This is a genomic window from Pseudomonas oryzihabitans, from assembly GCF_014522265.1.
Classification (GTDB): domain Bacteria; phylum Pseudomonadota; class Gammaproteobacteria; order Pseudomonadales; family Pseudomonadaceae; genus Chryseomonas; species Chryseomonas aestiva.
The window spans coordinates 3,026,020-3,049,763 of sequence record NZ_CP017024.1 but is presented as its reverse complement, the minus strand read 5'-3'; the positions used below and the strand labels follow the sequence as shown (position 1 = coordinate 3,049,763).

The following is a 23,744-nucleotide window of genomic DNA, read 5'->3' as shown; positions in this document are numbered from 1 at the left end:
TGACAAGAACAATCAAGCAGGTGACCCCATGAACGCTTCCCCTCTCGCTCCACGCCGCTGGTGGTATCTGATGCCGGTGGTCTTCATCACCTACAGCCTGGCCTATCTCGACCGGGCCAACTACGGCTTCGCCGCGGCCTCGGGCATGGCCGACGACCTGGGCATCACCCCGGCGATGTCCTCGCTGCTCGGCGCGCTGTTCTTTCTCGGCTACTTCTTCTTCCAGGTGCCCGGCGCCATCTATGCCGAGAAGCGCAGCGTCAAGCGACTGATCTTCTGGAGCCTGATCGCCTGGGGCGGTCTGGCGACCCTGACCGGCTTGGTACCCAACGTCACCCTGCTGATCGCCATCCGCTTCCTGCTCGGCGTCGTCGAGGCGGCGGTGATGCCGGCGATGCTGGTCTATCTCTGCCACTGGTTCACCAAGCGTGAGCGTTCCCGGGCCAATACCTTTCTGATCCTCGGCAATCCGGTGACCATCCTCTGGATGTCGGTGGTCTCGGGTTATCTGATCCATGCCCTGGACTGGCGCTGGATGTTCATCATCGAAGGCCTGCCGGCGGTGATCTGGGCCTTCATCTGGTGGCGCCTGGCCGCCGAGCGGCCCAAGGATGCCAAGTGGCTCGCCGCTGACGAAAAGGCCCGCCTGGAAGAGGCGCTGAAGGCCGAGCAGCAGGGCATGAAGCCGGTCAAGAACTACGCCGAAGCCTTCCGTTCGCCCAAGGTCATCCTCCTGTCGCTGCAGTATTTCTGCTGGAGCATCGGCGTCTATGGCTTCGTCATCTGGTTGCCGTCGATCCTGCGCCAGGGCGCCCATCTGGACATCGTTCAGGCCGGCTGGCTGTCTTCGCTGCCCTATCTGGCCGCGGTACTGGCCATGCTCGGGGTGTCCTGGGCCTCGGACCGCATGCAGAATCGCAAGCTGTTCGTCTGGCCGCCGCTGCTGATCGCCGCCCTGGCCTTCCTCGGCTCCTTCGCCCTCGGCACCCAGCACTTCTGGTGGTCCTATGCCCTGCTGGTGGTCGCCGGTGCCTGCATGTACGCCCCCTACGGCCCCTTCTTCGCCATCGTTCCGGAGATCCTGCCTGGCAACGTCGCCGGCGGCGCCATGGCGCTGATCAACAGCATGGGCGCCCTGGGCTCCTTTGCCGGTTCCTACCTGGTGGGCTATCTCAACGGCGTGACCGGTGGTCCCGGCGCGTCCTTCGGCTTCATGGGCGGCGCCCTGCTGGTGGCCGTGGTCCTGACCCTGCTGCTGCGCCAGGAACAGGTCACCCGCGCCGCGGCGCTCAAGCCCGCCACCAGTCACTAGAGGAAGCGCTGTCCATGAAAAAGAAGGTGATCCACTACAAGGCCCTGTCGCCGGCGCTGACCGCGCGACTGGACGAAGCCTTCGATCTGGAATACGTCGACGTCAAGGCGCCGGGCGGGGAGGCCCGCCTGCGCGAACGCCTGCCCGAGGCCCAGGGGCTGCTCGGCTCCAGCTACAAGCTGACGCCCGAACTGCTGGACCTGGCTCCCCGGCTGGAAGCCATCGCCAGCGTCTCGGTCGGCTTCGACAGCTATGACCTGCCCTATCTGGAGCGGCGTGGCATCCTGCTCTGCAACACCCCGGATGTGCTCACCGAAAGCGTCGCCGATGCCGCCTTCGCCCTGTTGCTGGCCACCGCGCGGCGCATTGTCGAACTGGCGGACTGGGTCCGCGCCGGCCAGTGGCAGGCCAGTCTGGGCGAGGCGCATTTCGGTTGCGACGTCCATGGCAAGACCCTGGGCCTGGTGGGCATGGGCCGCATCGGCCAGGCCATCGCCCGCCGCGCCCACCTGGGTTTCGGCATGCAGGTCAACTACACCGCCCACGCCGCCAAGCCCGAGGTGGACGAGCGCTTCGGCGCGCGCTTCCTGCCGCTGCCCGAGTTGCTGGCGAGCTGCGACTTCCTCTGCATCACCGTACCCCTGAGCGACGAGACCCATCACCTGCTGGGCGCCGCCGAACTGGCCCGGTTGCCGCCCCACGCCATCCTGATCAACGTCTCGCGCGGCCCGGTCATCGATGAAGCCGCCCTGATCGCCGCCTTGCAGGAAGGCCGGCTGCGTGGCGCCGGGCTGGACGTCTTCGATCGGGAACCCGTGGCGCCGGACTCGCCCCTGCTGCAGCTGCCCAACGTGGTGCCCACGCCGCACCTGGGCTCGGCGACCCGGGAGACGCGCGAGGCCATGGCCCGTTGCGCGGTGGACAACCTACTGGCCGCCCTGGGCGGTCAGCGACCGGCAAATCTGGTCAATCCGCAGGCCTGGACGCGGCGCGAGTGAGCCTTGGCCGTCATTTGTGGTCAGACAAGTATCATCACAACGGAGAACGCCCCATGACCGCCTTCGACGATCCCCAAGCCTTCGTCAACCGCGTGCGCGAGCAGGCCGCCGATGCCGAACGCAGCGGCGACATCCCGCGTCTGCTGCAACTGGTCAATGAGCTGGCCACCGCCTTCGAGCGCCAGGCCCGCAGCACGGCGGCGGACAACGCTGGCGTGGTACGCGCAGTCGAGGAATTCGAGCGGCACGAGGGCACCTGAGCCGGCCTGCCGGTCGTGACCCGTTCGATACCGTGAGCGATCAGCGCCCCGAGGTCTAGCGCCAGTGCCCATTGCCACCCATACCCTGCTCGGCCGGCTGCTCAAGCTGGTCCCGCGGGAGACGCCGGCTTCCTTGCGCTTTCTGGGCGCTACCCTGCTGATCGCCATCGCGGCCGGAATCCGCCTGAGCCTGGGCATCGACAGCCTGCCCTATCTGCTGTTCATTCCCTTCATCATGGCCGCGGCCTTCTGGTTCGGCCTGGGTCCCGGCATCTTCGCCACCCTGTTGTCGGTGCTGCTGGCCGAGACCCTCTTCGTCAAGGCACCCGCCTATTTCGCACTGTTCTCGGAACGCTGGGTGTCCCATGCGCTGTTCGTGCTGGTCAACGTCATCATGGCGGTGGTCTGCGCGGCCCAGCGCCGCAGCCTGGAGTCCCTCTATCGCTTCGCCGGCAATCTCGGCGAACAGGTCACCCTGCGCACCCGCCAGCGTGATCTGATCTGGCAGGCCAGCCCCGATCTGCTCTGTACGGCGACCCTGGAGGGCCAGCTGCTGGACCTTAATCCAGCCTGGACCAGCACCCTGGGCTGGAGCGAAGAGCAGTTGCGCCACGAGCCTTTCATGGCCTTCGTGCATGTCGAGGATCGCGCCCGCACCGAGGCGGCCCTGGAACGCCTGAAGCACGGCGAACCGGTGTTCGGCTTCGAGAATCGCTATCGGCATCGAGAAGGCGGCTATCGCTGGTTGTCGTGGAATTCGGTGTTGCAGGATGGCCTCATCTATTCTGCGGTGCGCGAAGTCACCGCCATCCGTGAGCAACAGGAAGCCCTGCGCCAGACCGAGGAACAGCTGCGCCAGAGCCAGAAGATGGAAGCCGTGGGCCAGCTGACCGGAGGCATCGCTCATGACTTCAACAACCTGCTGACCGGTGTGATCGGCAGTCTGGACATGCTCAGTCTGAGACTCGAACAAGGCCGCTTCACCGATCTCGAGCGCTATGCCAGTGGCGCCAAGGGTGCCGCCGAGCGCGCCGCGGCCCTGACCCACCGCCTGCTCGCCTTTTCCCGTCGCCAGGCGCTGGATCCTTCGGCCACCCAGACCAACGCACTGGTGCTGGGCATGGAGGAACTCATCCGCCGGTCGGTCGGCCCCCAGATCGAGATCCATATCGAACTGGCGGAGGCGTTGAATCTCACCCTGTGCGATCCCCATCAGCTGGAGAACGCCCTGCTCAACCTGTGCATCAACGCCCGGGATGCCATGCCCGAGGGCGGGATGCTGCGCATCGTCACCGCCAATCGCCGACTCAACGACGCCCAGGCCGCCGCGCTGGAATTGCCGGCTGGCGACTATGTGACCCTGGCAGTGCTCGACACCGGTTCCGGGATGCCGCCCGCGGTGCTGGCGCGGGCCTTCGATCCCTTCTTCACCACCAAGCCGGTGGGCATGGGCACCGGGCTTGGCCTGTCGATGATCTATGGCTTCGCCAGGCAATCCGGCGGGGTCGCCCATATCGCCTCGGCACCCGGCCAAGGCACCACCGTGACCCTCTATCTGCCGCGCCTGGTGGAGCCTTCAGCGTCGTCAGTGGAGACGCCGTCGGCTCCAGCGCTGCGCTATCCCGACGGCATGACCGTCCTGGTGGTGGACGACGAACCTCTGGTGCGCATGCTGGTGGACGAAGCCCTGCGCGAACATCGCATCCATACCCTGGAGGCACCCGATGCCGCCGCGGCGCTGCAGGTACTGGAATCGGATATCTCGCTGGACTTGCTGATTGCCGATGTCGGCCTGCCGGGCGGGCTGAGTGGCTGCCAGCTCGCCGCCCTGGCCCGGGAACGCCGCCCGGGTCTGATGACCCTGTTGATCACCGGCTATGCCGAGGCAAACCTGCCTGGCGAGGCCTTGCCTGTTCCAGATGTCGAGGTGCTGGCCAAGCCTTTCACCCTGGAACGGCTGATGGCCCGCATCGATCAGCTGCTGGCTGCCCGCGAACAAGGGCCGCAGGCCTGATACCGCTGCACTGAGCCGAGCGGGGCCGACAAACGCCGCCAGTTGGTGGACAATACGCGGCTATCCACAGGCAACCGGATCGAAACACCCGCATGAGCGATCTCTCCGCGCACACGCCCATGATGCAACAGTACCTCAAGATCAAGCATCAGCATCCCGAGCAGCTGCTGTTCTATCGCATGGGCGATTTCTACGAGCTGTTCTATGACGACGCCCGGCGTGCCGCCAAGTTGCTCGACATCACCCTGACCGCCCGCGGCGCCTCGGCCGGCAAGTCCATCCCCATGGCCGGCATCCCCTTCCACTCCGCCGAAGGCTACCTGGCCAAGCTGGTCAAGCTCGGCGAATCCGTGGTGATCTGCGAGCAGATCGGCGACCCCGCCACCAGCAAGGGCCCGGTGGAACGCCAGGTGGTGCGCATCATCACCCCTGGCACCGTCAGTGACGAAGCGCTGCTGGACGAGCGCCGCGACAACCTGCTGACCGCCGTGCTGGGCGACGAGCGCCTGTTCGGCCTGGCCGTGCTGGACATCGCCAGCGGCCGCTTCACCGTGCAGGAACTGGCCGGCTGGGAGACCCTGCTGGCCGAGCTTGATCGTCTCAATCCCGCCGAGCTGCTGATCCCCGACGACTGGCCCGCCGGCCTTCCCGCCGAGAAGCGCCGCGGCGTGCGCCGCCGGGCGCCCTGGGACTTCGACTGCGATTCGGCGCTCAAGAGTCTCTGCCAGCAATTCGGTACCGGCGACCTCAAGGGCTTCGGCTGCGACAAGCTGGGCCTGGCCCTCGGCGCCGCCGGCTGCCTGCTGGCCTATGCCAAGGAAACCCAGCGCACCGCCCTGCCGCACCTGCGCAGCCTCAGGCACGAGCGCCTGGACGACACCGTCATCCTCGACGGCGCCAGCCGCCGCAACCTGGAGCTGGACGTCAACCTGGCCGGTGGCCGCGACAACACCCTGCAGTCGGTGGTGGACCGCTGTCAGACCGCCATGGGCAGTCGTCTGCTGACCCGCTGGCTGAATCGGCCGCTGCGCAATCGCGCGGTGATCGAGGCGCGCCAGGACGCCATCACCTGCCTGCTGGAAGGCTATCGCTTCGAGACGCTGCAGCCGCAACTCAAGGACATCGGCGACCTGGAGCGCATCCTCGCCCGTATCGGCCTGCGCAACGCCCGCCCGCGCGACCTCGCGCGCCTGAGAGACGCCCTGGCCGCGCTGCCGGCGCTGCAGGAGGGGTTGACGCAGATGATCGCCCCGCACCTGCTCGACCTGGCCAAAAGCATCAAGACCTATCCGGAACTGGCTGCGACCCTGGCTCGCGCCATCATCGACAATCCGCCGGCGGTGATCCGCGACGGCGGCGTCATCAAGCGCGGCTACGACAGCGAGCTGGACGAGCTGCAGACCCTGAGCGAAAACGCCGGCCAGTTCCTCATGGACCTGGAGGCCCGGGAAAAGGCCCGCACCGGCCTGCAAGGCCTCAAGGTCGGCTACAACCGCGTCCACGGCTATTTCATCGAGATCCCCAGCCGCCAGGCCGAGTCGGCACCGGCCGACTACATCCGCCGCCAGACCCTCAAGGGCGCCGAGCGCTTCATCACCCCGGAGCTCAAGGCCTTCGAAGACAAGGCGCTGTCGGCCCAGAGTCGCGCCCTGGCGCGGGAAAAGGCCCTCTACGAGGCGCTGCTGGAGGAACTCATCGGTCACCTGGCGCCCTTGCAGGACAGCGCCGCGGCCCTGGCCGAACTGGACGTCCTGGCCAACTTCGCCGAGCGCGCCCTCAACCTGGACCTGAACAAGCCGCGCTTCGTCGCGGAGCCCTGCCTGAAAATCGGCCAGGGACGTCACCCGGTGGTGGAGCAGGTGCTGGAAACGCCCTTCGTCGCCAACGACGTCACCCTCGACAACGACACCCGCATGCTGGTGATCACCGGCCCGAACATGGGCGGCAAGTCCACCTACATGCGCCAGACCGCGCTGATCGTGCTGCTGGCCCATGTCGGCAGCTTCGTCCCGGCGGCGAGTTGCGAGCTGTCCCTGGTGGATCGCATCTTCACCCGCATCGGCTCCAGCGACGACCTGGCCGGTGGCCGCTCCACCTTCATGGTGGAGATGAGCGAGACCGCCAACATCCTGCACAACGCCAGCGAACACAGCCTGGTGCTGATGGACGAGGTCGGCCGCGGCACCAGTACCTTCGACGGCCTGTCCCTGGCCTGGGCCGCCGCCGAGCAACTGGCGCGCCTGCGCGCCTGGACGCTGTTCGCCACCCATTACTTCGAGCTGACCGTGCTGCCGGAAGGCCAGCCGAGCGTGGCCAACGTCCACCTCAACGCCACCGAGCACAACGACCGCATCGTCTTCCTGCACCATGTGCTGCCCGGTCCGGCCAGCCAGAGCTATGGCCTGGCCGTGGCCCAACTGGCCGGCGTGCCAGAGGACGTCATCCTGCGCGCGCGGGAGCATCTCGCCCGCCTGGAAGCGGCCAGTTTCAACGGTGAGGTGGGTGCCCCCCTGCCGGTAAGCGCGCCGGCCAAGGGTCGTCCGTTGCAGGCCGATCTGTTCGCCAGCGCCACCCATCCTCTCATCGAGGAACTGGAACGCCTGCAGCCGGACGACATCACACCCAGACGGGCCATGGAGCTTATCTACGAATGGAAAAAGCGTATCTGAGTTAACGGATACGAGGGTTCCGGCAATGCTGCTAGAATCCGCCGCCTTAGCCTGAGGAGAACGAGCAGATGACCTTCGTCGTCACTGACAACTGCATCAAATGCAAATATACCGACTGCGTGGAAGTCTGCCCGGTGGACTGCTTCTACGAAGGCCCCAACTTCCTGGTAATTCACCCGGACGAGTGCATCGACTGCGCCCTGTGCGAGCCCGAGTGCCCGGCCCAGGCGATCTTCTCGGAAGACGAGGTACCGGCCGGCCAGGAAGCCTTCATCGAACTCAACAGTGAGCTGGCCAACATCTGGCCGAACATCACCGAGAAGAAGGAAGCCCTGCCCGACGCGGCCGAATGGGATGGCAAGACCGGCAAGCTCGCCCAGCTCGAGCGCTAGGCCGCGCCTGGAAATCCAGGCCAAAAAAAAAGGGGGCGGATCGCTCCGCCCCCTTCGTCCCTGTCCCTGTAATCCTGTCACCGTCCTGGTGAACCTCGTCCCGAGGTGTTCCCGATCCGCTTCCTGCCGATCCGCGTCGTCCCAGACACAGCGCCGATAGTACGCTTCTGCCGAAGGCTGGCAATCTGCCACAGTCGGTCACGGCGAACTCGCTAAGCACGCCCCTCGAAACAAAAAAACGTTACGCGGCAAGCACTTGGCTATTGGTCGAGCTGCTCAAGCGATACTTTCCGGCAGCCTGAAGCGATGCATGCTTACGCGGACTGTAAGCCTTGGCTTACAACGACACGCAGAAAAAAGCCCGGATAAATCCGGGCTCCGTTTGGCTGACATTCAGCTAGGCATGTTCAGAACAGCGAGTCACTGGACAGGCCATTGCGCTCGAAAATCTCGCGCAACCGCTTGAGCGCCTCGACCTGGATCTGCCGGACCCGCTCGCGGGTGAGCCCTATCTCCTGCCCGACCTCTTCCAGGGTGCAGGCTTCATGACCACGCAGGCCGAAGCGACGCACCACGACCTCGCGCTGCTTTTCCGGCAGCTCCAGCAGCCACTGGTCGATGCTCTGGTTGAGATCCGAATCCTGCAGCAATTCGCAGGGATCGGTGGGGCGGTCGTCGGTCAGGGTGTCGAGCAGGGTCTTGTCGGAATCGGGGCCGAGGACCATGTCAACCGAGCTGATCCGCTCGTTCAGGCCCATCACCCGCTTGACGTCCGCTACCGGCTTTTCCAGCAGGGCGGCGATTTCCTCGGGTGAAGGCTCGTGGTCGAGCTTCTGGGTCAGTTCGCGCGCGGCGCGCAGATGCAGGTTGAGTTCCTTGACCACATGGATCGGCAGGCGAATGGTGCGGGTCTGATTCATGATCGCCCGCTCGATGGTCTGCCGGATCCACCAGGTGGCATAGGTGGAGAATCGGAAACCTCGCTCGGGATCGAATTTCTCCACCGCGCGAATCAGGCCGAGATTGCCCTCCTCGATCAAATCGAGCAGCGACAGACCGCGATTGATGTAGCGTCGAGCGATCTTCACCACCAGGCGCAGGTTGCTTTCGATCATGCGCTTGCGACCGGCAGGATCGCCACGCTGGGCAAGACGGGCGAAATGCACTTCCTCCGCTGGTGACAGCAGCGGCGAAAAGCCGATTTCGTTGAGATAGAGCTGGGTAGCGTCGAGCGCTCGGCCGTAGTCGGCCAGTTTCGCCCCCCGCAAGACCTGATTGCCGCGCCCGGAGAGCGCCTTGGTCATGGCTGAATCGGCGGATTCCTCACCGAAGGGATTGGAATCGAGAAGCAGGACATCATCGCCGAGGTCGTACTCGGTTTCTTGTTTGTTCTGGATCATCTTGAGTAACCCTTGCTCGTCTGCGCTTCGAGCCAGGGCGTATCGATACGTTGCCGATGCGCCATGACTCGCCCCAAAAAAGCTGCGGGATCGAGTCGGCGCCTAGCGAATCAGCGATTGGGCAAAAACTGCAAGGGATCCACCGGCTTGCCCTGACGGCGAATCTCGAAATGGAGCTTGACCCGATCAGTCCCGGTCGAACCCATCTCGGCAATCGTCTGCCCTATCTTGACACGCTCACCTTCCCGAACCATCAACCTACGATTGTGACCGTAGGCACTAACGTAGGTTTCGCTGTGTTTGACGATAACCAGTTCACCATAACCCCGTAGACCATTTCCCGCATAGACCACGGTACCGTCGGCAGCGGCCATCACGGGCTGACCTTCCTGCCCGGCGATGTCTATTCCCTTGTTTAGGCTGCTGCTGGCCGAGAAGCGGCTGATCAACGTACCTTTCGTCGGCCAGGCCCAACCGGATGCGGATTGGGGACATCACGGGTCGGCGTCTGAGCGGGCGTTACCGGCGTCGGCGGGGGCGCGGCGGGCAGATTGGGGGTCACCACCGGGGTGGCGACAGTGGGACTGGAGGTGACGGGCGGCAGGATGGGCACTGGTGTCGCCACCGGAGTGCCGGGTGCCGGAGCAGAAGCTACCGTGGCCGGTCGACGGATGATGCGACTGGAACCACTGGCGCTGGAACCGCTGCCGAAACGGATGACCTGGCCGACATGGATGACATAGGGTGCCCCGAGGCCGTTCTGGGCTGCCAGGGCACGCCATTCCCAACCATTGCGGGAGGCGATGGAGAACAGGGTGTCACCGCGCTTGACGCGATACTGCCCGGAAGTGACCTGGGGTACGCTGCTGCGGCCATCGCCGCGGTCGACCACCGGCGCTCGCGAGCCGTTGCTCGAACAGCCCGCCAGCAGCAGAGCCACGAGCATCCCCGCCAGCCAGCCTGAACGCCCTCGTCCTGGAAATCCTTGCGCTCGGGCCTTCACCCGTTCCTCCCGCAGAGTCTGATCATCTACCGTCCGGCCATCCCGCCGGCCTCAAGCGGCCGCAGCCGCCAGGCAGCCTTGGAGCGCGGTACCGGGGTAACGTTCCCTGTCGCTCACTGGGCCAGGGGTCCATTGAGCAGGGGCACGAAACGGACGGCATTGAGTTCGTGGCGGACGAAGCCTTCGGCTTCGCGCACGATCAGCAGGAGCTTCTGCTCCTCGTCGACGCCTACCGGGATCACCAGGCGACCGCCGGGTGCCAGCTGGTCGAGCAGCGCCTGGGGCACTTCCCGCGCCGCGGCGGTGACGATGATGCCGTTGTAGGGCGCCAGCGCCGGCCAGCCTTCCCAGCCATCGCCCCAGCGAAACACCACGTTGCGCAGATTGAGTTCGAGCAGACGCTCCTTGGCTCTGTCCTGCAGCGACTGGATGCGCTCCACGGAAAACACCCGCTCCACGGTCTGCGCCAAGATGGCGGTCTGGTAGCCGGAGCCGGTGCCGATCTCCATGACCTTGTCCAGCGGACCGCCGGCGAGCAGCAGCTCGGTCATGCGCGCCACCATGAACGGCTGGGAAATGGTCTGGTTGTGGCCGATGGGCAGCGCCGTGTCTTCGTAGGCGCGATGGGCCAGGGCCTCGTCGACGAACAGGTGACGCGGCGTACGGCGGATCACCTCCAGCACCTGGGCGTTGGACAGCCCCTCTTCGTAGAGGCGCTGGATGAGGCGCTCCCGGGTGCGCTGGGAGGTCATGCCGATGCCGTGTCTTTGCATATGCTCTTGCCCCTGAGTCATGCCAGCAGCTCCGTCAGTGCCTGCAGGCCGGCGAAACCCTCGCGGAAGGTGCGATCGAACTGCAGTGGCGTCACCGAGACATAGCCTTCCAGCACGGCATGGAAGTCGGTGCCCGGTCCGCCATCCACCGCATCGCCGGAAACCGAGATCCAGTAGCCCGCCTTGCCACGCGGATTGACCTCGCGCACCGGCGGCTTGGCCTGGGCGCGATGACCCAGACGGGTCAGCTGCAGCCCCTTGATCTGCGCAAGCGGCAGATCCGGGATGTTGACGTTGAGGACGGTGCGCGGCGGCAGATCGAAGCGCTCGTGCAAGGCCACGATACGGGCGGCGATCTCGGTCGCGACCGCCATGTTGTCGGCACTGCGCGACACCAGCGAGAAGGCCAGCGCCGGGCGGTTGAGAAAACGCCCTTCCATGGCCGCGGCCACGGTACCGGAATAGAGGACGTCGTCGCCAAGATTGGCGCCCAGGTTGATCCCGGCCACCACCATGTCCGGCGTAGCTTCCAACAGGCCATTGAGGCCGAGGTGAACGCAATCGGTAGGCGTGCCGTTGACGCCCAGGAAGCCGTTGGGCAGGCGCTGCGGATGCAGGGGGCGGTCCAGCGTCAGGGCACTGCTCACGCCGCTCATGTCATAGAGCGGCGCGACTACCTGGCACTCGTAGTCCGCACGGGCGGAGAGCGCGGCATGCAGCGCGGCGATACCGGGGGCCAGCACCCCATCGTCGTTGGCGATCAGAAGTCGCATGGATGTTCCGTCTGCCCTGCCTCGCCAAGCGTTACCAGCTCGCGAACCACTGCGGTGGCAAAACAGCCGGCCGGCAGGACGAATTCGAGTTGCAGAATGTCAGGAGCGGGATAATGCCACGTCAGGCCGCCGATGGGGAGGCGCAGGATGCGCCGTTCATGCGAGAGGCCGGCACCGGCCAGCCAGGCGGGCAGCTCTCCGGCGGCCCTGGCCACCTCCTGTTCCAGGGCCGCGGCCGGACCCTGCACCAGGGATTCACCGGCGCCCCACAGCGGGCCCGTGGGGTGCAGATCGAGCGCCGCCAGGCGCGGATCCGCCAGATCGGCGGCGGTCGCCGGAAAGTGGCTGCGGCTGTCGGTGAAGGCCAGCAGATCGCCCTCCTGCGCCTGATTCCAGGAGTTGTCGGCGATCCGTTCGGCCAGCACCTGATTGAACAGCCAGCTGCGCGCGGCGGACAGCGTCCGTGAACGCCGGTTGCGCTGTTCGGGCAGACGCTGCTCGCGAGCACACGCCTGGGCGTCGGCCAGATTGCCGCCCTGGTAGCCGAAGCGCTGCGGGCCGAAATAGTTGGGTACGCCGCCGGTAGCGATGGCCTGCAGCCGCGCCTCCAGCAGCGCGGCATCGGCCTGGAGCCCGGTCAGGCGCAGGCGGAAGCCATTGGCGGCATGGGCGCCCCGCTGCAGCTTGCGCCGGTGCCGACCCTGCTGGAGGATCACCAGCGTCTCGTCGCAGGCGGCCGCCAGGTCCGGATCGGCCTTGCCGGGCAGGTGCAGGCTGAACCACTGGCGGGTCAGGGCCTGGCGATCCTTGAGGCCGGCGTAGCTGATCGCCCGCTGCGGCACCCCGGCGGCACGCGCCAGGCGGCGCACGGCTTCCTCGGTGTTGAGGCCGCGCTTCTCGACCCACAGCCAGAGGTGCTCGCCATCACCGCTCAGCGGGATGTCCAGCACCTCGTCCACCTGAAAGTCCTCGGCACTGGCCTTGAGAATCGCCTGGCCGCAGGGCTCGCCATGGGCGCGCGGCCCGAGCAGCTGGTCTTCGGTCATAGTGGCAACAGCAGGGCCACGGCGTGCACGGCGATGCCCTCTTCGCGCCCGACGAAACCCAGACGCTCGGTGGTGGTGGCCTTGACGTTGACCTGGCCCAGCTCGACCTGCAGGTCCTCGGCGATGGCCTGGCGCATGGCCTCAATGTGCGGCGCCATCTTGGGCGCCTGGGCGGCGATGGTGCCGTCGACGTTACCGACCTTCCAGCCCTGTTCACGGACCAGCTCGACCACATGGCGCAGGAGCACCCGGCTGTCGGCGCCCTTGAAGCGCGGATCGGTATCGGGGAAATGCTTGCCGATGTCGCCCAGGGCGGCCGCACCCAGCAGGGCATCGGCCAGGGCATGCAGCAGCACGTCGCCATCGGAGTGGGCAACCAGGCCGTGGTGGTGGGGAATACGAATGCCACCGAGGGTAATGAAGTCGCCCTCGCCAAAGGCGTGAACGTCGAAACCGTGACCTATGCGCATGAACAGAGACGCCCTGGAAAATGACAGGGCGTCGATTCTACCGGCTGTGGACAGGCGCCGTCGCCCTTACGAGGTCGACAGGGCCGCCGCGTGATGCCGCAGGTGGTCGTCGATGAAGCTGGCGACGAAGAAATAGCTGTGGTCATAGCCTGGCTGCAGCCGCAGTTCCAGCGGATGACCCGTGGCTTCCGCCGCCCGCTGCAGGGCCTGGGGCTTGAGCTGTTCGGCGAGGAAGCTGTCCTGCTCACCCTGGTCGACCAGCAGCGGCAGGCGCTCCTCGGCCTTGGCCAGCAGCGCGCAGGCATCCCACTCCGCCCAGCTGCTGCGGTCGTCACCCAGGTAGTGGGAGAACGCCTTGTGCCCCCAGGGACAATCCAGCGGATTGACGATGGGCGAGAAGGCCGACACCGAACGATAGCGACCCGGATGCCGCAGGGCGCAGATCAGGGCCCCGTGGCCGCCCATGGAATGACCGCTGACGCCGCGGCGATCCGAGACCGGGAAGTTGGCCTCGATCAGCGCCGGCAGCTCCTCCACCACATAGTCGTGCATGCGGTAATGCTTGGCCCAGGGCTGCTGGGTGGCATTGATGTAGAAGCCGGCGCCCAGGCCGAAGTCCCAGGCCTTTTCGGGGTCGTCCGGTACGCCTTCGCCGCGCGGACTGGTGTCCGGCGCCACCAGCACCAGGCCCAGCTCGGCCGCCAGGCGCTGGGCGCCAGCTTTCTGCATGAAGTTCTCGTCGGTGCAGGTCAGCCCCGACAGCCAGTAGAGCACCGGCAGGTCGCTACGGGCTTCCGCCTGCGGCGGCAGGTAGACGGCAAAGGTCATGTCGCAGTCGAGACTGCGCGCGCGATGGCGATAGCGCTTGTGCCAGCCGCCGAAACTCTTGTTGCTGGAGAGCAGTTCGAGACTCATGGTCATCTCCCGAACAGGGGGCGCCCCTGGGCGCCCGCCTGGTGATCAGTAATGGACGACGGTGCGGATGCTCTTGCCTTCGTGCATCAGCTCGAAGGCCTCGTTGATCTGCTCCAGGCCCATGGTGTGGGTGATGAAGGTGTCCAGCGGGATCTCGCCGCTCTGCGCCTTGCGCACATAGCCGGGCAGCTCGCTGCGGCCCTTGACGCCGCCGAAGGCGCTGCCGCGCCAGACGCGACCGGTCACCAGCTGGAACGGCCGGGTGCTGATCTCCTGGCCAGCCCCGGCCACGCCGATGATCACCGACTCGCCCCAGCCCTTGTGGCAGCATTCCAGGGCCGCACGCATCAGGTTGACGTTGCCGACGCATTCGAAGCTGTAGTCGACGCCGCCGTCGGTCAGCTCGACGATGACCTCCTGGATCGGCTTCTGGTGATCCTTGGGATTGACGAAGTCGGTGGCGCCCAGTTCGCGGGCGATGTCGAACTTCGAGGGATTGATGTCGATTGCGATGATGCGGCTGGCCTTGGCCATCTTGGCGCCGATGATGGCGGCCAGACCGATGCCACCCAGACCGAAGACCGCAACGGTGGCGCCCTCTTCCACCTTGGCGGTGTTGAGCACGGCGCCGATGCCGGTGGTCACGCCACAGCCCAGCAGGCAGACCTTTTCCAAGGGTGCCTCAGCAGGGATCTTGGCCACCGAGACCTCCGGCAGCACCGTGTACTCGGAGAAGGTCGAGCAGCCCATGTAGTGGTAGATCGGCTCGCCGTTGTAGGAGAAGCGGGTGGTGCCGTCGGGCATCAGGCCCTTGCCCTGGGTCGCGCGCACCGAGCTGCACAGGTTGGTCTTGCCGGATTTACAGAATTTGCACTGGCCGCATTCGGCGGTGTACAGCGGGATGACGTGATCGCCCACGGCGACCGAGGTCACGCCCTCGCCCACCGCCTCGACGATGCCACCGCCTTCGTGACCGAGGATGCAGGGAAAGACCCCCTCGGAGTCCTGGCCGGACAGGGTGTAGGCGTCGGTGTGGCAGACGCCGGTGGCGACGATGCGGATCAGCACCTCACCGGCCTTGGGCGGCTCGACGTCCACTTCGACGATCTTCAGGGGCTCATTGGGCGCGAAGGCTACGGCGGCGCGGGACTTGATCATGCTCGACTCCAGTAGGACGAAAAAACGAGGTGATCAGTTTAGACGCCAGAAATCCTGGAACAATCGGGCATACTGGAATTCATTTTTGCCACAGGGAAACAATGATGGGTTGGGAGGGTATCGATGAGTTCGTCGCGGTGGCGAACACCCTGCACTTTGGTCAGGCCGCCGATCGCCTGGGCACCTCCACGTCCCACGTCAGCCGTCAGGTGGCAAGGCTGGAGGAGCGTCTGCAGGCGCGTCTGCTCTATCGCAGCACCCGCAGCGTCGCCCTCACCGAAGCCGGTCACACATTTCTCCAGCACTGCCGCCGCCTGCAGGAGGCACGCGACGAAGCCCTGCGCGAGGTCAGCGATCTCTCCAGCCAGCCCAAGGGGCTGATCCGCATGACCTGCGCCGTGACCTATGGCGAACGCTTCGTCGTGCCCCTGGTCAACGATTTTCTCGCCCGCCATCCCGAGGTGAGTCTGGAACTGGACCTGACCAACCGCACCGTCGACCTGCTGCACGAGGGCTACGATCTGGCCATCCGCCTGGGCCGCCTGGCCGACTCGCGTCTGGTAGCGACGCGCCTGGCACCACGGGAGCTCTATCTGTGCGCCGCGCCGAGCTATCTGGAGCGCTTCGGTGCGCCCCATACCCTGTCCGAGTTGAGTCGCCATCGTTGCCTGGTGGGTACCAGCGATATCTGGAGCTTTCGCGAAAACGAGCGCGAGGTGCTGCACCGGGTCCAGGGCTCCTGGCGCTGCAACAGCGGCCAGGCGGTGCTCGACGCTGCCCTGCGTGGCTTCGGCCTCTGCCAGCTGCCGGATTACTACGTGCAGCCGCATCTGGCCCGCGGCGAGCTGCGCGCCCTGCTGGACAATCGTCAGCCGCCCAATAGCGCGGTCTGGGCGCTTTATCCGCAGCGGCGCTTTCTCTCGCCGAAGATTCGCCTGCTGGTGGAACACCTCAAGCAGGGCCTGGGCACCCCGCGCCCAGGGGCTCGCCACCCAGTGGATTGAGCGCAGCGAGCGAGTCTTTTCAGCGATGGGCCACTGCGGGCCTGGGTCCTAGGCCTCGGCGAAGACCTGTTGCAGCCGCTGCAGGTCTTCGGGGGTGGTGACCTTGATGTTGTCCGCGCGGCCTTCGACCAGGCGCGGCGCATGACCGGCCCATTCCATCGCCGACGCCTCATCGGTGATGGCAGCGCCCGCAGCCAGGCCGGCGCTCAGGGCGTCACGCAGGGCACCGAGGCGAAACATCTGCGGCGTATAGGCCAGCCAGACCTGGCTGCGATCCACGGTTTCGCTCACCCGGCCATCGCGGCCAACGCGCTTGAGGGTATCCCGTGCCGGCACGCCCAGGAGGCCACCCACCGGGTCCTGGGCCAGTTCGGCCAGCAGCCGGTCCAGATCCTCGCGACAGAGATTGGGTCGCGCGGCATCGTGCACCAGCACCCAGTCGCCGTCGGTGGCGCCCTGCTCGCTCAGCAGCAGCAGGCCACCGAGTACCGAGTCGGCGCGCTCGCGACCGCCCGGTGCGCGCAGGATGCGGGCATCGCGGGCGCAGGCCAGCGTCGGCCACCAGGGGTCTTCCGGCGCCAGGCTCACCGCCAGGCCGCGCAGGCGCGGGTGGTCGAGAAAACAGTCGAGGGTGCGCTCCAGCAGACTGCGGCCGCACAGGTCGAGGTATTGCTTGGGTCGGTCGGCACGCATCCGCGCACCCACGCCCGCGGCGGGGATGACCGCCCAGAAGGAAGGCAGGAGGGACATTATTTGGATTGCAGGAAGAGGGTTTCGCCTTGTTTGACCATGCCGAGTTCGTGGCGGGCACGCTCCTCGACGGTCTCCATGCCTTTCTTGAGCTCGACGACCTCGGCTTCGAGGATCTCGTTGCGCTCCAGCAGGCGCTTGTTCTCACCATTCTGGTCGGCAATCTGCTGCTTGAGTTCGCGCACCTGGGCGAAGCTGCCATCACCGACCCACAGGCGATACTGAAGACCGCCGAGCAGCAGGAGCAGGAAGGGGAACAGCCAGTAGGGACTTCGCATGGGAGATAACGGATTCGCGGACGGCGGATGCCGCAAAGGCGGCGGCAGAGACGAAAACAGGATAGAAGCCCAGCTCTACGCTTGTAAACTGGGCATCTATCCTGTGGTCCGTCGGACGTGGCGGGAGGCGCTGACCTGAGTCAGCACCTCCCCGGTCGCGCAGCCCTTAGCTGCGGAACTCGGCACGGCCGCGGTAAGGCGCCTTGGCACCCAGCTGCTCTTCGATGCGCAGCAGCTGGTTGTACTTGGAGACGCGATCGGAGCGGCACAGCGACCCGGTCTTGATCTGACCGGCGGCGGTGCCCACGGCCAGATCGGCGATGGTGGAGTCTTCGGTCTCGCCGCTGCGGTGGGAGATCACCGCCGTGTAGCCGGCGGCCTTGGCCATCTGGATGGCTTCCAGGGTCTCGGTCAGGGAGCCGATCTGATTGAACTTGATCAGGATCGAGTTACCGATGCCCTTCTCGATGCCTTCCTTGAGGATCTTGGTGTTGGTGACGAACAGGTCGTCGCCCACCAGCTGCACCTTGCTGCCGATCTTGTCGGTCAGCGCCTTCCAGCCGGCCCAGTCGGACTCGTCCATGCCATCTTCGATGGAGATGATCGGGAATTGCTCGGTCAGCCCGGCCAGGTAGTCGGCGAAACCGTTGGCGTCGAAGGCCTTGCCCTCGCCGGACAGGTCGTACTGGCCGTCCTTGTAGAATTCGCTGGAAGCGCAGTCCAGGGCCAGGGTCACGTCGGTGCCCAGCGCGTAGCCGGCATTCTTCACCGCTTCGGCGATGGCGGCCAGGGCGTCGGCGTTGGAAGCCAGGTTCGGCGCGAAGCCGCCTTCGTCACCCACGGAGGTGCTCAGGCCCCGAGCCTTGAGCACGGCTTTGAGGTGATGGAAGATCTCGGCACCCACGCGCAGGGCGTCGGCAAAGCTCTTGGCGCCGACCGGCTGGACCATGAATTCCTGGATGTCGACGTTGTTGTCGGCATGTTCGCCGCCATTGATGATGTTCATCATCGGCACCGGCATGGAGTACTGACCGGGGGTACCGTTCAGGTTGGCGATGTGGGCGTAGAGCGGCAGGTCCTGGTCTTCGGCAGCGGCCTTGGCGGCCGCCAGGGACACGGCCAGGATGGCGTTGGCGCCCAGCTTGGCCTTGTTCTCGGTACCGTCCAGCTCGATCATGGCGCGGTCCAGGGCCTTCTGGTCGCTCGGATCCTTGCCCAGCAGCAGGTCACGGATCGGGCCGTTGATGTTGCCCACGGCCTTCAGCACGCCCTTGCCCAAATAACGGCTCTTGTCGCCGTCGCGCAGCTCCAGTGCCTCGCGCGAACCGGTGGACGCGCCGGACGGCGCGGTGGCGCGACCGACGATACCATTGTCCAGGATAACGTCCGCTTCAACGGTGGGGTTGCCGCGGGAATCCAGGACTTCACGTCCCTTGATGTCGACGATGTTAGCCATTTTTGTATCGATCTCCATGTTACCGGTCATTGACGGATCAGCCTTCGGCTGCGCCTGGGCCTTTTGGTTCAGCCGCCGCTTAGGCAGTTTCGATCGGCGTGAACGACTTCACCAGCTCGTCCAGCGCCTTGAGCTGGGCCAGGAAGGGCTCCAGCTTCTCCAGGCGCAGGGCACAGGGGCCGTCGCACTTGGCATGTTCGGGATCCGGATGGGCTTCGAGGAACAGACCGGCCAGGCCCTGGCTCATGCCCGCCTTGGCCAGGTCGGTGACCTGAGCGCGGCGGCCGCCGGCGGAATCGGCGCGACCGCCCGGCATCTGCAGGGCATGGGTCACGTCGAAGAACACCGGGTAGCCGAAGCTCTTCATGACGCCGAAGCCGAGCATGTCGACCACCAGGTTGTTGTAGCCGAAGGAGGAGCCCCGCTCGCAGAGGATCAACTGGTCGTTGCCGGCTTCTTCGCACTTGGCGAGGATGTGCTTCATCTCCTGGGGCGCGAGGAACTGCGCCTTCTTGATGTTGATCACGGCGTCGGTCTTGGCCATGGCCACCACCAGGTCGGTCTGCCGCGAGAGAAAGGCCGGCAGCTGGATGATATCGCACACCGCCGCCACCGGAGCCGCCTGATAGGGCTCGTGGACGTCGGTGATCACCGGCATGCCGAAGGTGGCCTTGAGCTCTTCGAAGATGCGCAGGCCGGCTTCCATGCCCGGACCGCGATAGCTGGTCACCGAGGAGCGGTTGGCCTTGTCGAAGCTGGCCTTGAAGACATAGGGGATGCCCAGCTTCTCGGTCACCTTGACGTATTGCTCGCAGACCTGCATGGCCAGGTCACGGGATTCCAGCACGTTCATGCCGCCGAACAGCACGAAGGGCTTGTCGTTGGCGATCTCGATGTTGCCGGCGCGGACGATCTTCTGCACGGTCATGCTCAATCCTTCTTGGCGTAACGCAGGGCGGCGTTGACGAAGCCGCTGAACAGCGGATGGCCGTCACGCGGGGTGGAGGTGAACTCCGGGTGGAACTGGCAGGCGACGAACCAGGGATGGTCCGGGGCTTCCACCACCTCCACCAGGGCGCCGTCGCCCGAGCGACCGGAGATCTTCAGGCCGGCGGCCTGGATCTGCGGCAGCAGGTTGTTGTTGACCTCGTAGCGGTGACGATGGCGCTCGACGATGACGTCCTGGCCGTAGCAGTCGTGCACCAGGGTGCCTTCGCTCAGCTGGCACTCCTGGGCGCCCAGACGCATGGTGCCACCCAGATCCGAGCCTTCGGTGCGGATCTCGGTGGCGCCGGTGGCGTCCTGCCACTCGGTGATCAGGCCGACCACCGGGTGCCCGCTGGCCTTGTCGAATTCGGTGGAATTGGCGTCTTTCCAGCCCAGCACGTTACGGGCGAATTCGATGACCGCCACCTGCATGCCCAGGCAGATGCCCAGGTAGGGAATCTTGTTCTCGCGAGCGTACTGCACGGTGGCGATCTTGCCTTCCACGCCGCGCAGGCCGAAGCCGCCGGGAACCAGGATGGCGTCCACGCCCTTGAGCAGATGGGTGCCCTGCTGCTCGATGTGCTCGGAATCGATATAGCGCAGGTTGACCTTGGTGCGGCTCTGGATGCCGGCGTGGGTCATGGCCTCGATCAGCGACTTGTAGGCGTCGAGCAGTTCCATGTACTTGCCGACCATGGCGATGGTGACTTCCTGCGCGGGGTTGAGCTTGGCGTCCACCACGCGATCCCACTCGGACAGATCGGCCGGCTTGCACTCCAGGCCGAAGCGCTCGATGACGAACTCGTCCAGGCCCTGGGCGTGCAGCACGGAGGGAATGCGGTAGATGGTGTCGACGTCTTCCAGGGAGATGACCGCGCGCTCTTCGACGTTGGTGAAGAGCGCGATCTTGCGACGCGAGGAGCTGTCGACGGTGTGGTCGGACCGGCAGATCAGCACATCGGGCTGCAGGCCGATGGAGCGCAGCTCCTTGACCGAATGCTGGGTCGGCTTGGTCTTGGTCTCGCCGGCGGTGGCGATATAGGGCACCAGGGTCAGGTGCATCAGCATGGCGCGGCGCGCCCCGATCTCCACCCGCAACTGGCGGATGGCTTCGAGGAAGGGCTGCGACTCGATGTCGCCGACGGTACCGCCGATCTCCACCAGGGCCACGTCGGCATCGCCGGCGCCCTTGATGATGCGTCTCTTGATCTCGTCGGTGATGTGCGGGATCACCTGCACGGTGGCGCCCAGGTAGTCGCCGCGACGCTCCTTGCGTAGCACGTCCATGTAGATGCGACCGGTGGTGAAGTTGTTGTTCTGGGTCACGGTGGTGCGGATGAACCGCTCGTAGTGACCTAGGTCCAGGTCGGTCTCGGCGCCGTCATGGGTGACGAACACCTCGCCGTGCTGGAAGGGACTCATGGTGCCGGGATCCACGTTGATGTAGGGATCCAGCTTGAGCATGGTGACCTTCAGCCCTCTCGCTTCCAGAATGGCGCCCAGGGAAGCCGAGGCGATGCCTTTCCCCAAAGAAGAAACAACACCGCCCGTGACGAAAATAAAGCGCGTCATGAAAATTCCTAGAATCTGCGTTGAGGCGGAGAGCCGCCGATGAAAGCGAGAGCGGTCGGCCTGGCGCCGGACCAATGCACACCGTCCACTCGGAGCGAGCGGAAAATGCGGTATAAGACGGGAGCGTAGTCTAGCCTAAAGGTCATCCCAGCTCAAACCCACCCATGCCGTCTGCGGGCTGCCACTCAAGCCGCCCTCCCCCTGGCAGAGCACTCAGGCCGGGCAGATTGGCCACGGCCAGCAGTTCGTCGCCTCGCCAGAGCAGCGGCAAACGGCCGCGCAGGAAAGGCGGGACCTCCCGCTCGTTGAGCAGGCGCTTGAGATCGCGACTGCCGCGACCGGGTACGACCAGTCGCTCGCCGCCCTGGCGATAGCCGATTCGCCAGCCGGCTTCGACGGCCTGCCCGGTAAAGATCAGGCGGCCATTGCCCCTCAGTTCCAGGGTGCCGACCCGAGCGGCGACCGGCTGGGGAGAGGGCATGACCTGCCAGGCGTCCGGCACCCACCAGATCCGCCCGGCTCCACGGCGCACACTGCCGCCTTCGAGGCGCCAGACGGGATCGCTGGCCGTGCCCGCCTCGCGCACCGCCTGCCAGCCGGCCCAATGGGCGCTGTCGGGCTGGCGCGTCAGCGCAGCCAGCCAGGCACGCAGGGCATTGCGCTGGCGGGCCTCGCTCAAGCGCTGCAAGGGCGCCAGGGCCAGACTGGGCAAGGGAATCCAGGGGAAGGGTTGGGCGACGAGCCGGGCCTGCTGCAGATCCAGGCTGGCCAGTTCGCCGAGCAGTTCGTCGGCTTCGGCCAGGTGACGGGCGCTGCGCGCCATGACCTGATCGACCCCTGGCCAGCGCTGGCGCAACCGTGGCAGCACCTTGTGTCTCAGGTAATTGCGATCCAGCCCGGTATCGGCATTGCTGGGGTCTTCGATCCAGTCCAGCCCTTCGGCTTCGGCATAGGCCAGCAGTGCGGCGCGGGGCTCGTCCAGCAACGGGCGCCAGAGGCGACCGGCCGCCAGCGATCGGGTCTCCGGCATGCCGGCGAGGCCCTTCACACCCGCGCCACGTACCAGCCGCTGCAACAGGGTCTCCAGCTGATCGTCACGATGCTGGCCCAGCACCAGGCAGCCATCCTCCGGCAGCACCCGGGCGAAGGCGGCATAGCGCGCTTCGCGGGCGGCTCGCTCAAGACTGGCGGCGCCATCGGTGCGGACGTGCAGGATAGCGAGAGGAATGGCCAGCCCTTGGCAGACCCGGGTGCAATGCGCGACCCAGGCATCCGCCGCGGCCTGCAGGCCGTGGTGCACATGCACCGCCTGCAGGTCGACCAGCAGGCCGCGCGCGCGCAATCGCGCGCAGAGGTGCAGGAGAACGGTGGAGTCGAGTCCGCCGGAGAAGCCCACTCGCCAGTGACGGGTGGGCGGCTGCCGCTCCAGGCGGGCGTGCAGCCGGTCCAGCAGACTCATGGCCGCGGTATCAGGAAATGCCGTAGCTCATCAGGCGCTTGTAACGACGATCCAGCAGCGCCGGCAGGTCGTAGTCCTTGAGTTCATCCAGCTGCTCCAGCAGTGCGCTGCGCAGGCTGTTGGCCATGGTCTGGGGATCGCGATGGGCACCGCCCAGGGGCTCGTCGATCACCTGGTCGACGATGTTCAGGCTCTTCAGCCGCTCGGCGGTGATGCCCATGGCCTCGGCGGCATCGGGGGCCTTTTCGGCGGTCTTCCACAGAATGGAGGCGCAACCTTCCGGCGAGATCACCGAGTAGGTGGAGTGCTGCAGCATGTTCAGCTGATCGCAGACGCCGATGGCCAGGGCGCCACCGGAACCACCCTCGCCGATCACGGTGGCGATGATGGGGGTCTTGAGGCGCGCCATGACCCGCAGGTTCCAGGCGATCGCCTCGCTCTGACCGCGCTCTTCGGCGTCGATGCCCGGGTAGGCCCCGGGGGTGTCGATAAAGGTCAGGATCGGCATCTTGAAGCGTTCGGCCATTTCCATCAGGCGGCAGGCCTTGCGATAGCCTTCCGGACGCGGCATACCGAAGTTGCGGCGGACCTTCTCGCGTACCTCACGGCCCTTCTGGTGACCGATGATCATCACCGGACGACCTTCCAGGCGGGCGATGCCACCGACGATGGCTGGATCGTCGGCGAAGTGGCGGTCACCGTGCAGCTCTTCGAAATCGCTGAACAGATAGCTGATGTAGTCGAGGGTATAGGGACGCAGCGGATGCCGGGCCAGACGAGCCACCTGCCAGCTGGACAGGTCGCTGAAGATGCTCTTGGTGAGCGCCTGACTCTTCTCCTGCAACCGGGCGATCTCGTCACTGATGTTCAGCGCATTGTCGTTACCGACCAGTCGAAGTTCTTCGATCTTGGCCTGGAGATCGGCGATAGGCTGTTCGAAATCGAGATAGTTCGGGTTCATGGGCATCCGTTATTACAATCTAGAGCCAGGGGCCGGGGCGCCTACCTTAAGGGATCGGACGGGACAGGTCGAGACTCCTGCCACATCACCGGCA

General features: G+C 65.9%; 21 protein-coding genes and 1 pseudogene. 7 read left to right on the top strand and 15 right to left on the bottom strand.

The window, feature by feature from the left end; all coding sequences use genetic code 11:
- Window positions 1–28: 28 nt before the first annotated feature.
- The 6 genes from BGI51_RS14060 (at window position 29) to fdxA (ending at window position 7,645) form a co-directional block, all read left to right on the top strand.
- Window positions 29–1,312 (top strand): MFS transporter, encoded by a 1,284-nt coding sequence (locus tag BGI51_RS14060; RefSeq protein WP_187978714.1) that lies wholly within the window; start codon window positions 29–31, stop codon window positions 1,310–1,312.
- A gap of 14 nt (window positions 1,313–1,326) precedes the next feature.
- On the top strand, window positions 1,327–2,310 hold the full coding sequence (locus BGI51_RS14055) for a 2-hydroxyacid dehydrogenase (protein ID WP_187978713.1): 984 nt from the start codon (window positions 1,327–1,329) through the stop codon (window positions 2,308–2,310).
- Window positions 2,311–2,363: 53 nt separating this feature from the next.
- Entirely contained in the window at window positions 2,364–2,570 is a 207-nt protein-coding gene (locus BGI51_RS14050; RefSeq protein WP_158895980.1) for a hypothetical protein, read from the top strand.
- A 64-nt stretch (window positions 2,571–2,634) separates the two neighbouring features.
- Window positions 2,635–4,584: an ATP-binding protein gene (locus BGI51_RS14045; protein WP_187978712.1), complete on the top strand. Its 1,950-nt coding sequence runs from the start codon at window positions 2,635–2,637 to the stop codon at window positions 4,582–4,584.
- A 92-nt stretch (window positions 4,585–4,676) separates the two neighbouring features.
- Window positions 4,677–7,253 (top strand): DNA mismatch repair protein MutS, encoded by a 2,577-nt coding sequence (gene mutS, locus BGI51_RS14040; protein WP_187978711.1) that lies wholly within the window; start codon window positions 4,677–4,679, stop codon window positions 7,251–7,253.
- A gap of 68 nt (window positions 7,254–7,321) precedes the next feature.
- Entirely contained in the window at window positions 7,322–7,645 is a 324-nt protein-coding gene (fdxA, locus tag BGI51_RS14035; protein ID WP_059314069.1) for a ferredoxin FdxA, read from the top strand.
- Between the two features lie 407 nt (window positions 7,646–8,052).
- Here the strand turns inward: fdxA and rpoS are convergent, their stop codons facing one another.
- From rpoS to BGI51_RS13995, 8 genes and pseudogenes are all read right to left on the bottom strand, one after another.
- Complete coding sequence (gene rpoS, locus BGI51_RS14030) at window positions 8,053–9,045, bottom strand: RNA polymerase sigma factor RpoS (RefSeq protein WP_133859798.1); 993 nt, start codon at window positions 9,043–9,045, stop codon at window positions 8,053–8,055.
- A 110-nt stretch (window positions 9,046–9,155) separates the two neighbouring features.
- Window positions 9,156–9,991 (bottom strand): annotated as a pseudogene (locus tag BGI51_RS14025) (peptidoglycan DD-metalloendopeptidase family protein).
- 170 nt (window positions 9,992–10,161) lie between these two features.
- Window positions 10,162–10,800, bottom strand: a complete 639-nt coding sequence (locus tag BGI51_RS14020; RefSeq protein ID WP_007159462.1) for a protein-L-isoaspartate(D-aspartate) O-methyltransferase — start codon at window positions 10,798–10,800, stop codon at window positions 10,162–10,164.
- Between the two features lie 38 nt (window positions 10,801–10,838).
- On the bottom strand, window positions 10,839–11,594 hold the full coding sequence (gene surE / locus BGI51_RS14015; protein WP_187978710.1) for a 5'/3'-nucleotidase SurE: 756 nt from the start codon (window positions 11,592–11,594) through the stop codon (window positions 10,839–10,841).
- Window positions 11,582–12,640: a tRNA pseudouridine(13) synthase TruD gene (gene truD, locus BGI51_RS14010; RefSeq protein ID WP_187978709.1), complete on the bottom strand. Its 1,059-nt coding sequence runs from the start codon at window positions 12,638–12,640 to the stop codon at window positions 11,582–11,584. The genes surE and truD overlap by 13 nt, the downstream gene beginning before the upstream one ends.
- A complete protein-coding gene (gene ispF / locus BGI51_RS14005) occupies window positions 12,637–13,110 on the bottom strand; it encodes a 2-C-methyl-D-erythritol 2,4-cyclodiphosphate synthase (RefSeq protein ID WP_187978708.1) in 474 nt (157 codons plus the stop codon). The genes truD and ispF overlap by 4 nt, the downstream gene beginning before the upstream one ends.
- A gap of 66 nt (window positions 13,111–13,176) precedes the next feature.
- The gene (gene fghA, locus BGI51_RS14000) at window positions 13,177–14,031 is read right to left on the bottom strand and encodes an S-formylglutathione hydrolase (protein ID WP_166655863.1); all 855 of its coding nucleotides are present in this window, start codon (window positions 14,029–14,031) and stop codon (window positions 13,177–13,179) included.
- Window positions 14,032–14,070: 39 nt separating this feature from the next.
- Complete coding sequence (locus BGI51_RS13995; protein ID WP_017639036.1) at window positions 14,071–15,183, bottom strand: S-(hydroxymethyl)glutathione dehydrogenase/class III alcohol dehydrogenase; 1,113 nt, start codon at window positions 15,181–15,183, stop codon at window positions 14,071–14,073.
- 101 nt (window positions 15,184–15,284) lie between these two features.
- On the opposite strand from BGI51_RS13995, the gene BGI51_RS13990 reads away from it, so the two are divergent.
- On the top strand, window positions 15,285–16,187 hold the full coding sequence (locus BGI51_RS13990) for a LysR substrate-binding domain-containing protein (RefSeq protein ID WP_133859804.1): 903 nt from the start codon (window positions 15,285–15,287) through the stop codon (window positions 16,185–16,187).
- A 48-nt stretch (window positions 16,188–16,235) separates the two neighbouring features.
- Here BGI51_RS13990 and ispD read toward each other — a convergent pair whose 3' ends face one another.
- From ispD to BGI51_RS13955, 7 genes are all read right to left on the bottom strand, one after another.
- On the bottom strand, window positions 16,236–16,937 hold the full coding sequence (gene ispD / locus BGI51_RS13985) for a 2-C-methyl-D-erythritol 4-phosphate cytidylyltransferase (protein ID WP_133859805.1): 702 nt from the start codon (window positions 16,935–16,937) through the stop codon (window positions 16,236–16,238).
- The gene (locus BGI51_RS13980) at window positions 16,937–17,215 is read right to left on the bottom strand and encodes a septum formation initiator family protein (RefSeq protein ID WP_007159473.1); all 279 of its coding nucleotides are present in this window, start codon (window positions 17,213–17,215) and stop codon (window positions 16,937–16,939) included. Before BGI51_RS13980 ends, ispD begins: the two co-directional genes overlap by 1 nt.
- A 166-nt stretch (window positions 17,216–17,381) precedes the next feature.
- Window positions 17,382–18,671 carry a phosphopyruvate hydratase gene (gene eno / locus BGI51_RS13975; protein ID WP_133859806.1) on the bottom strand — a complete coding sequence of 430 codons (1,290 nt, stop codon included), beginning with the start codon at window positions 18,669–18,671 and terminating at the stop codon, window positions 17,382–17,384.
- 79 nt (window positions 18,672–18,750) lie between these two features.
- Window positions 18,751–19,599, bottom strand: coding sequence for a 3-deoxy-8-phosphooctulonate synthase (kdsA, locus tag BGI51_RS13970; RefSeq protein WP_187978707.1), 849 nt, complete (start codon window positions 19,597–19,599; stop codon window positions 18,751–18,753).
- 2 nt (window positions 19,600–19,601) lie between these two features.
- Window positions 19,602–21,230: a CTP synthase gene (locus BGI51_RS13965; protein ID WP_158892280.1), complete on the bottom strand. Its 1,629-nt coding sequence runs from the start codon at window positions 21,228–21,230 to the stop codon at window positions 19,602–19,604.
- A gap of 142 nt (window positions 21,231–21,372) precedes the next feature.
- Window positions 21,373–22,689: a tRNA lysidine(34) synthetase TilS gene (gene tilS / locus BGI51_RS13960; RefSeq protein WP_187978706.1), complete on the bottom strand. Its 1,317-nt coding sequence runs from the start codon at window positions 22,687–22,689 to the stop codon at window positions 21,373–21,375.
- Between the two features lie 10 nt (window positions 22,690–22,699).
- Window positions 22,700–23,650, bottom strand: a complete 951-nt coding sequence (locus tag BGI51_RS13955) for an acetyl-CoA carboxylase carboxyltransferase subunit alpha (protein ID WP_187978705.1) — start codon at window positions 23,648–23,650, stop codon at window positions 22,700–22,702.
- Window positions 23,651–23,744: the final 94 nt, after the last annotated feature.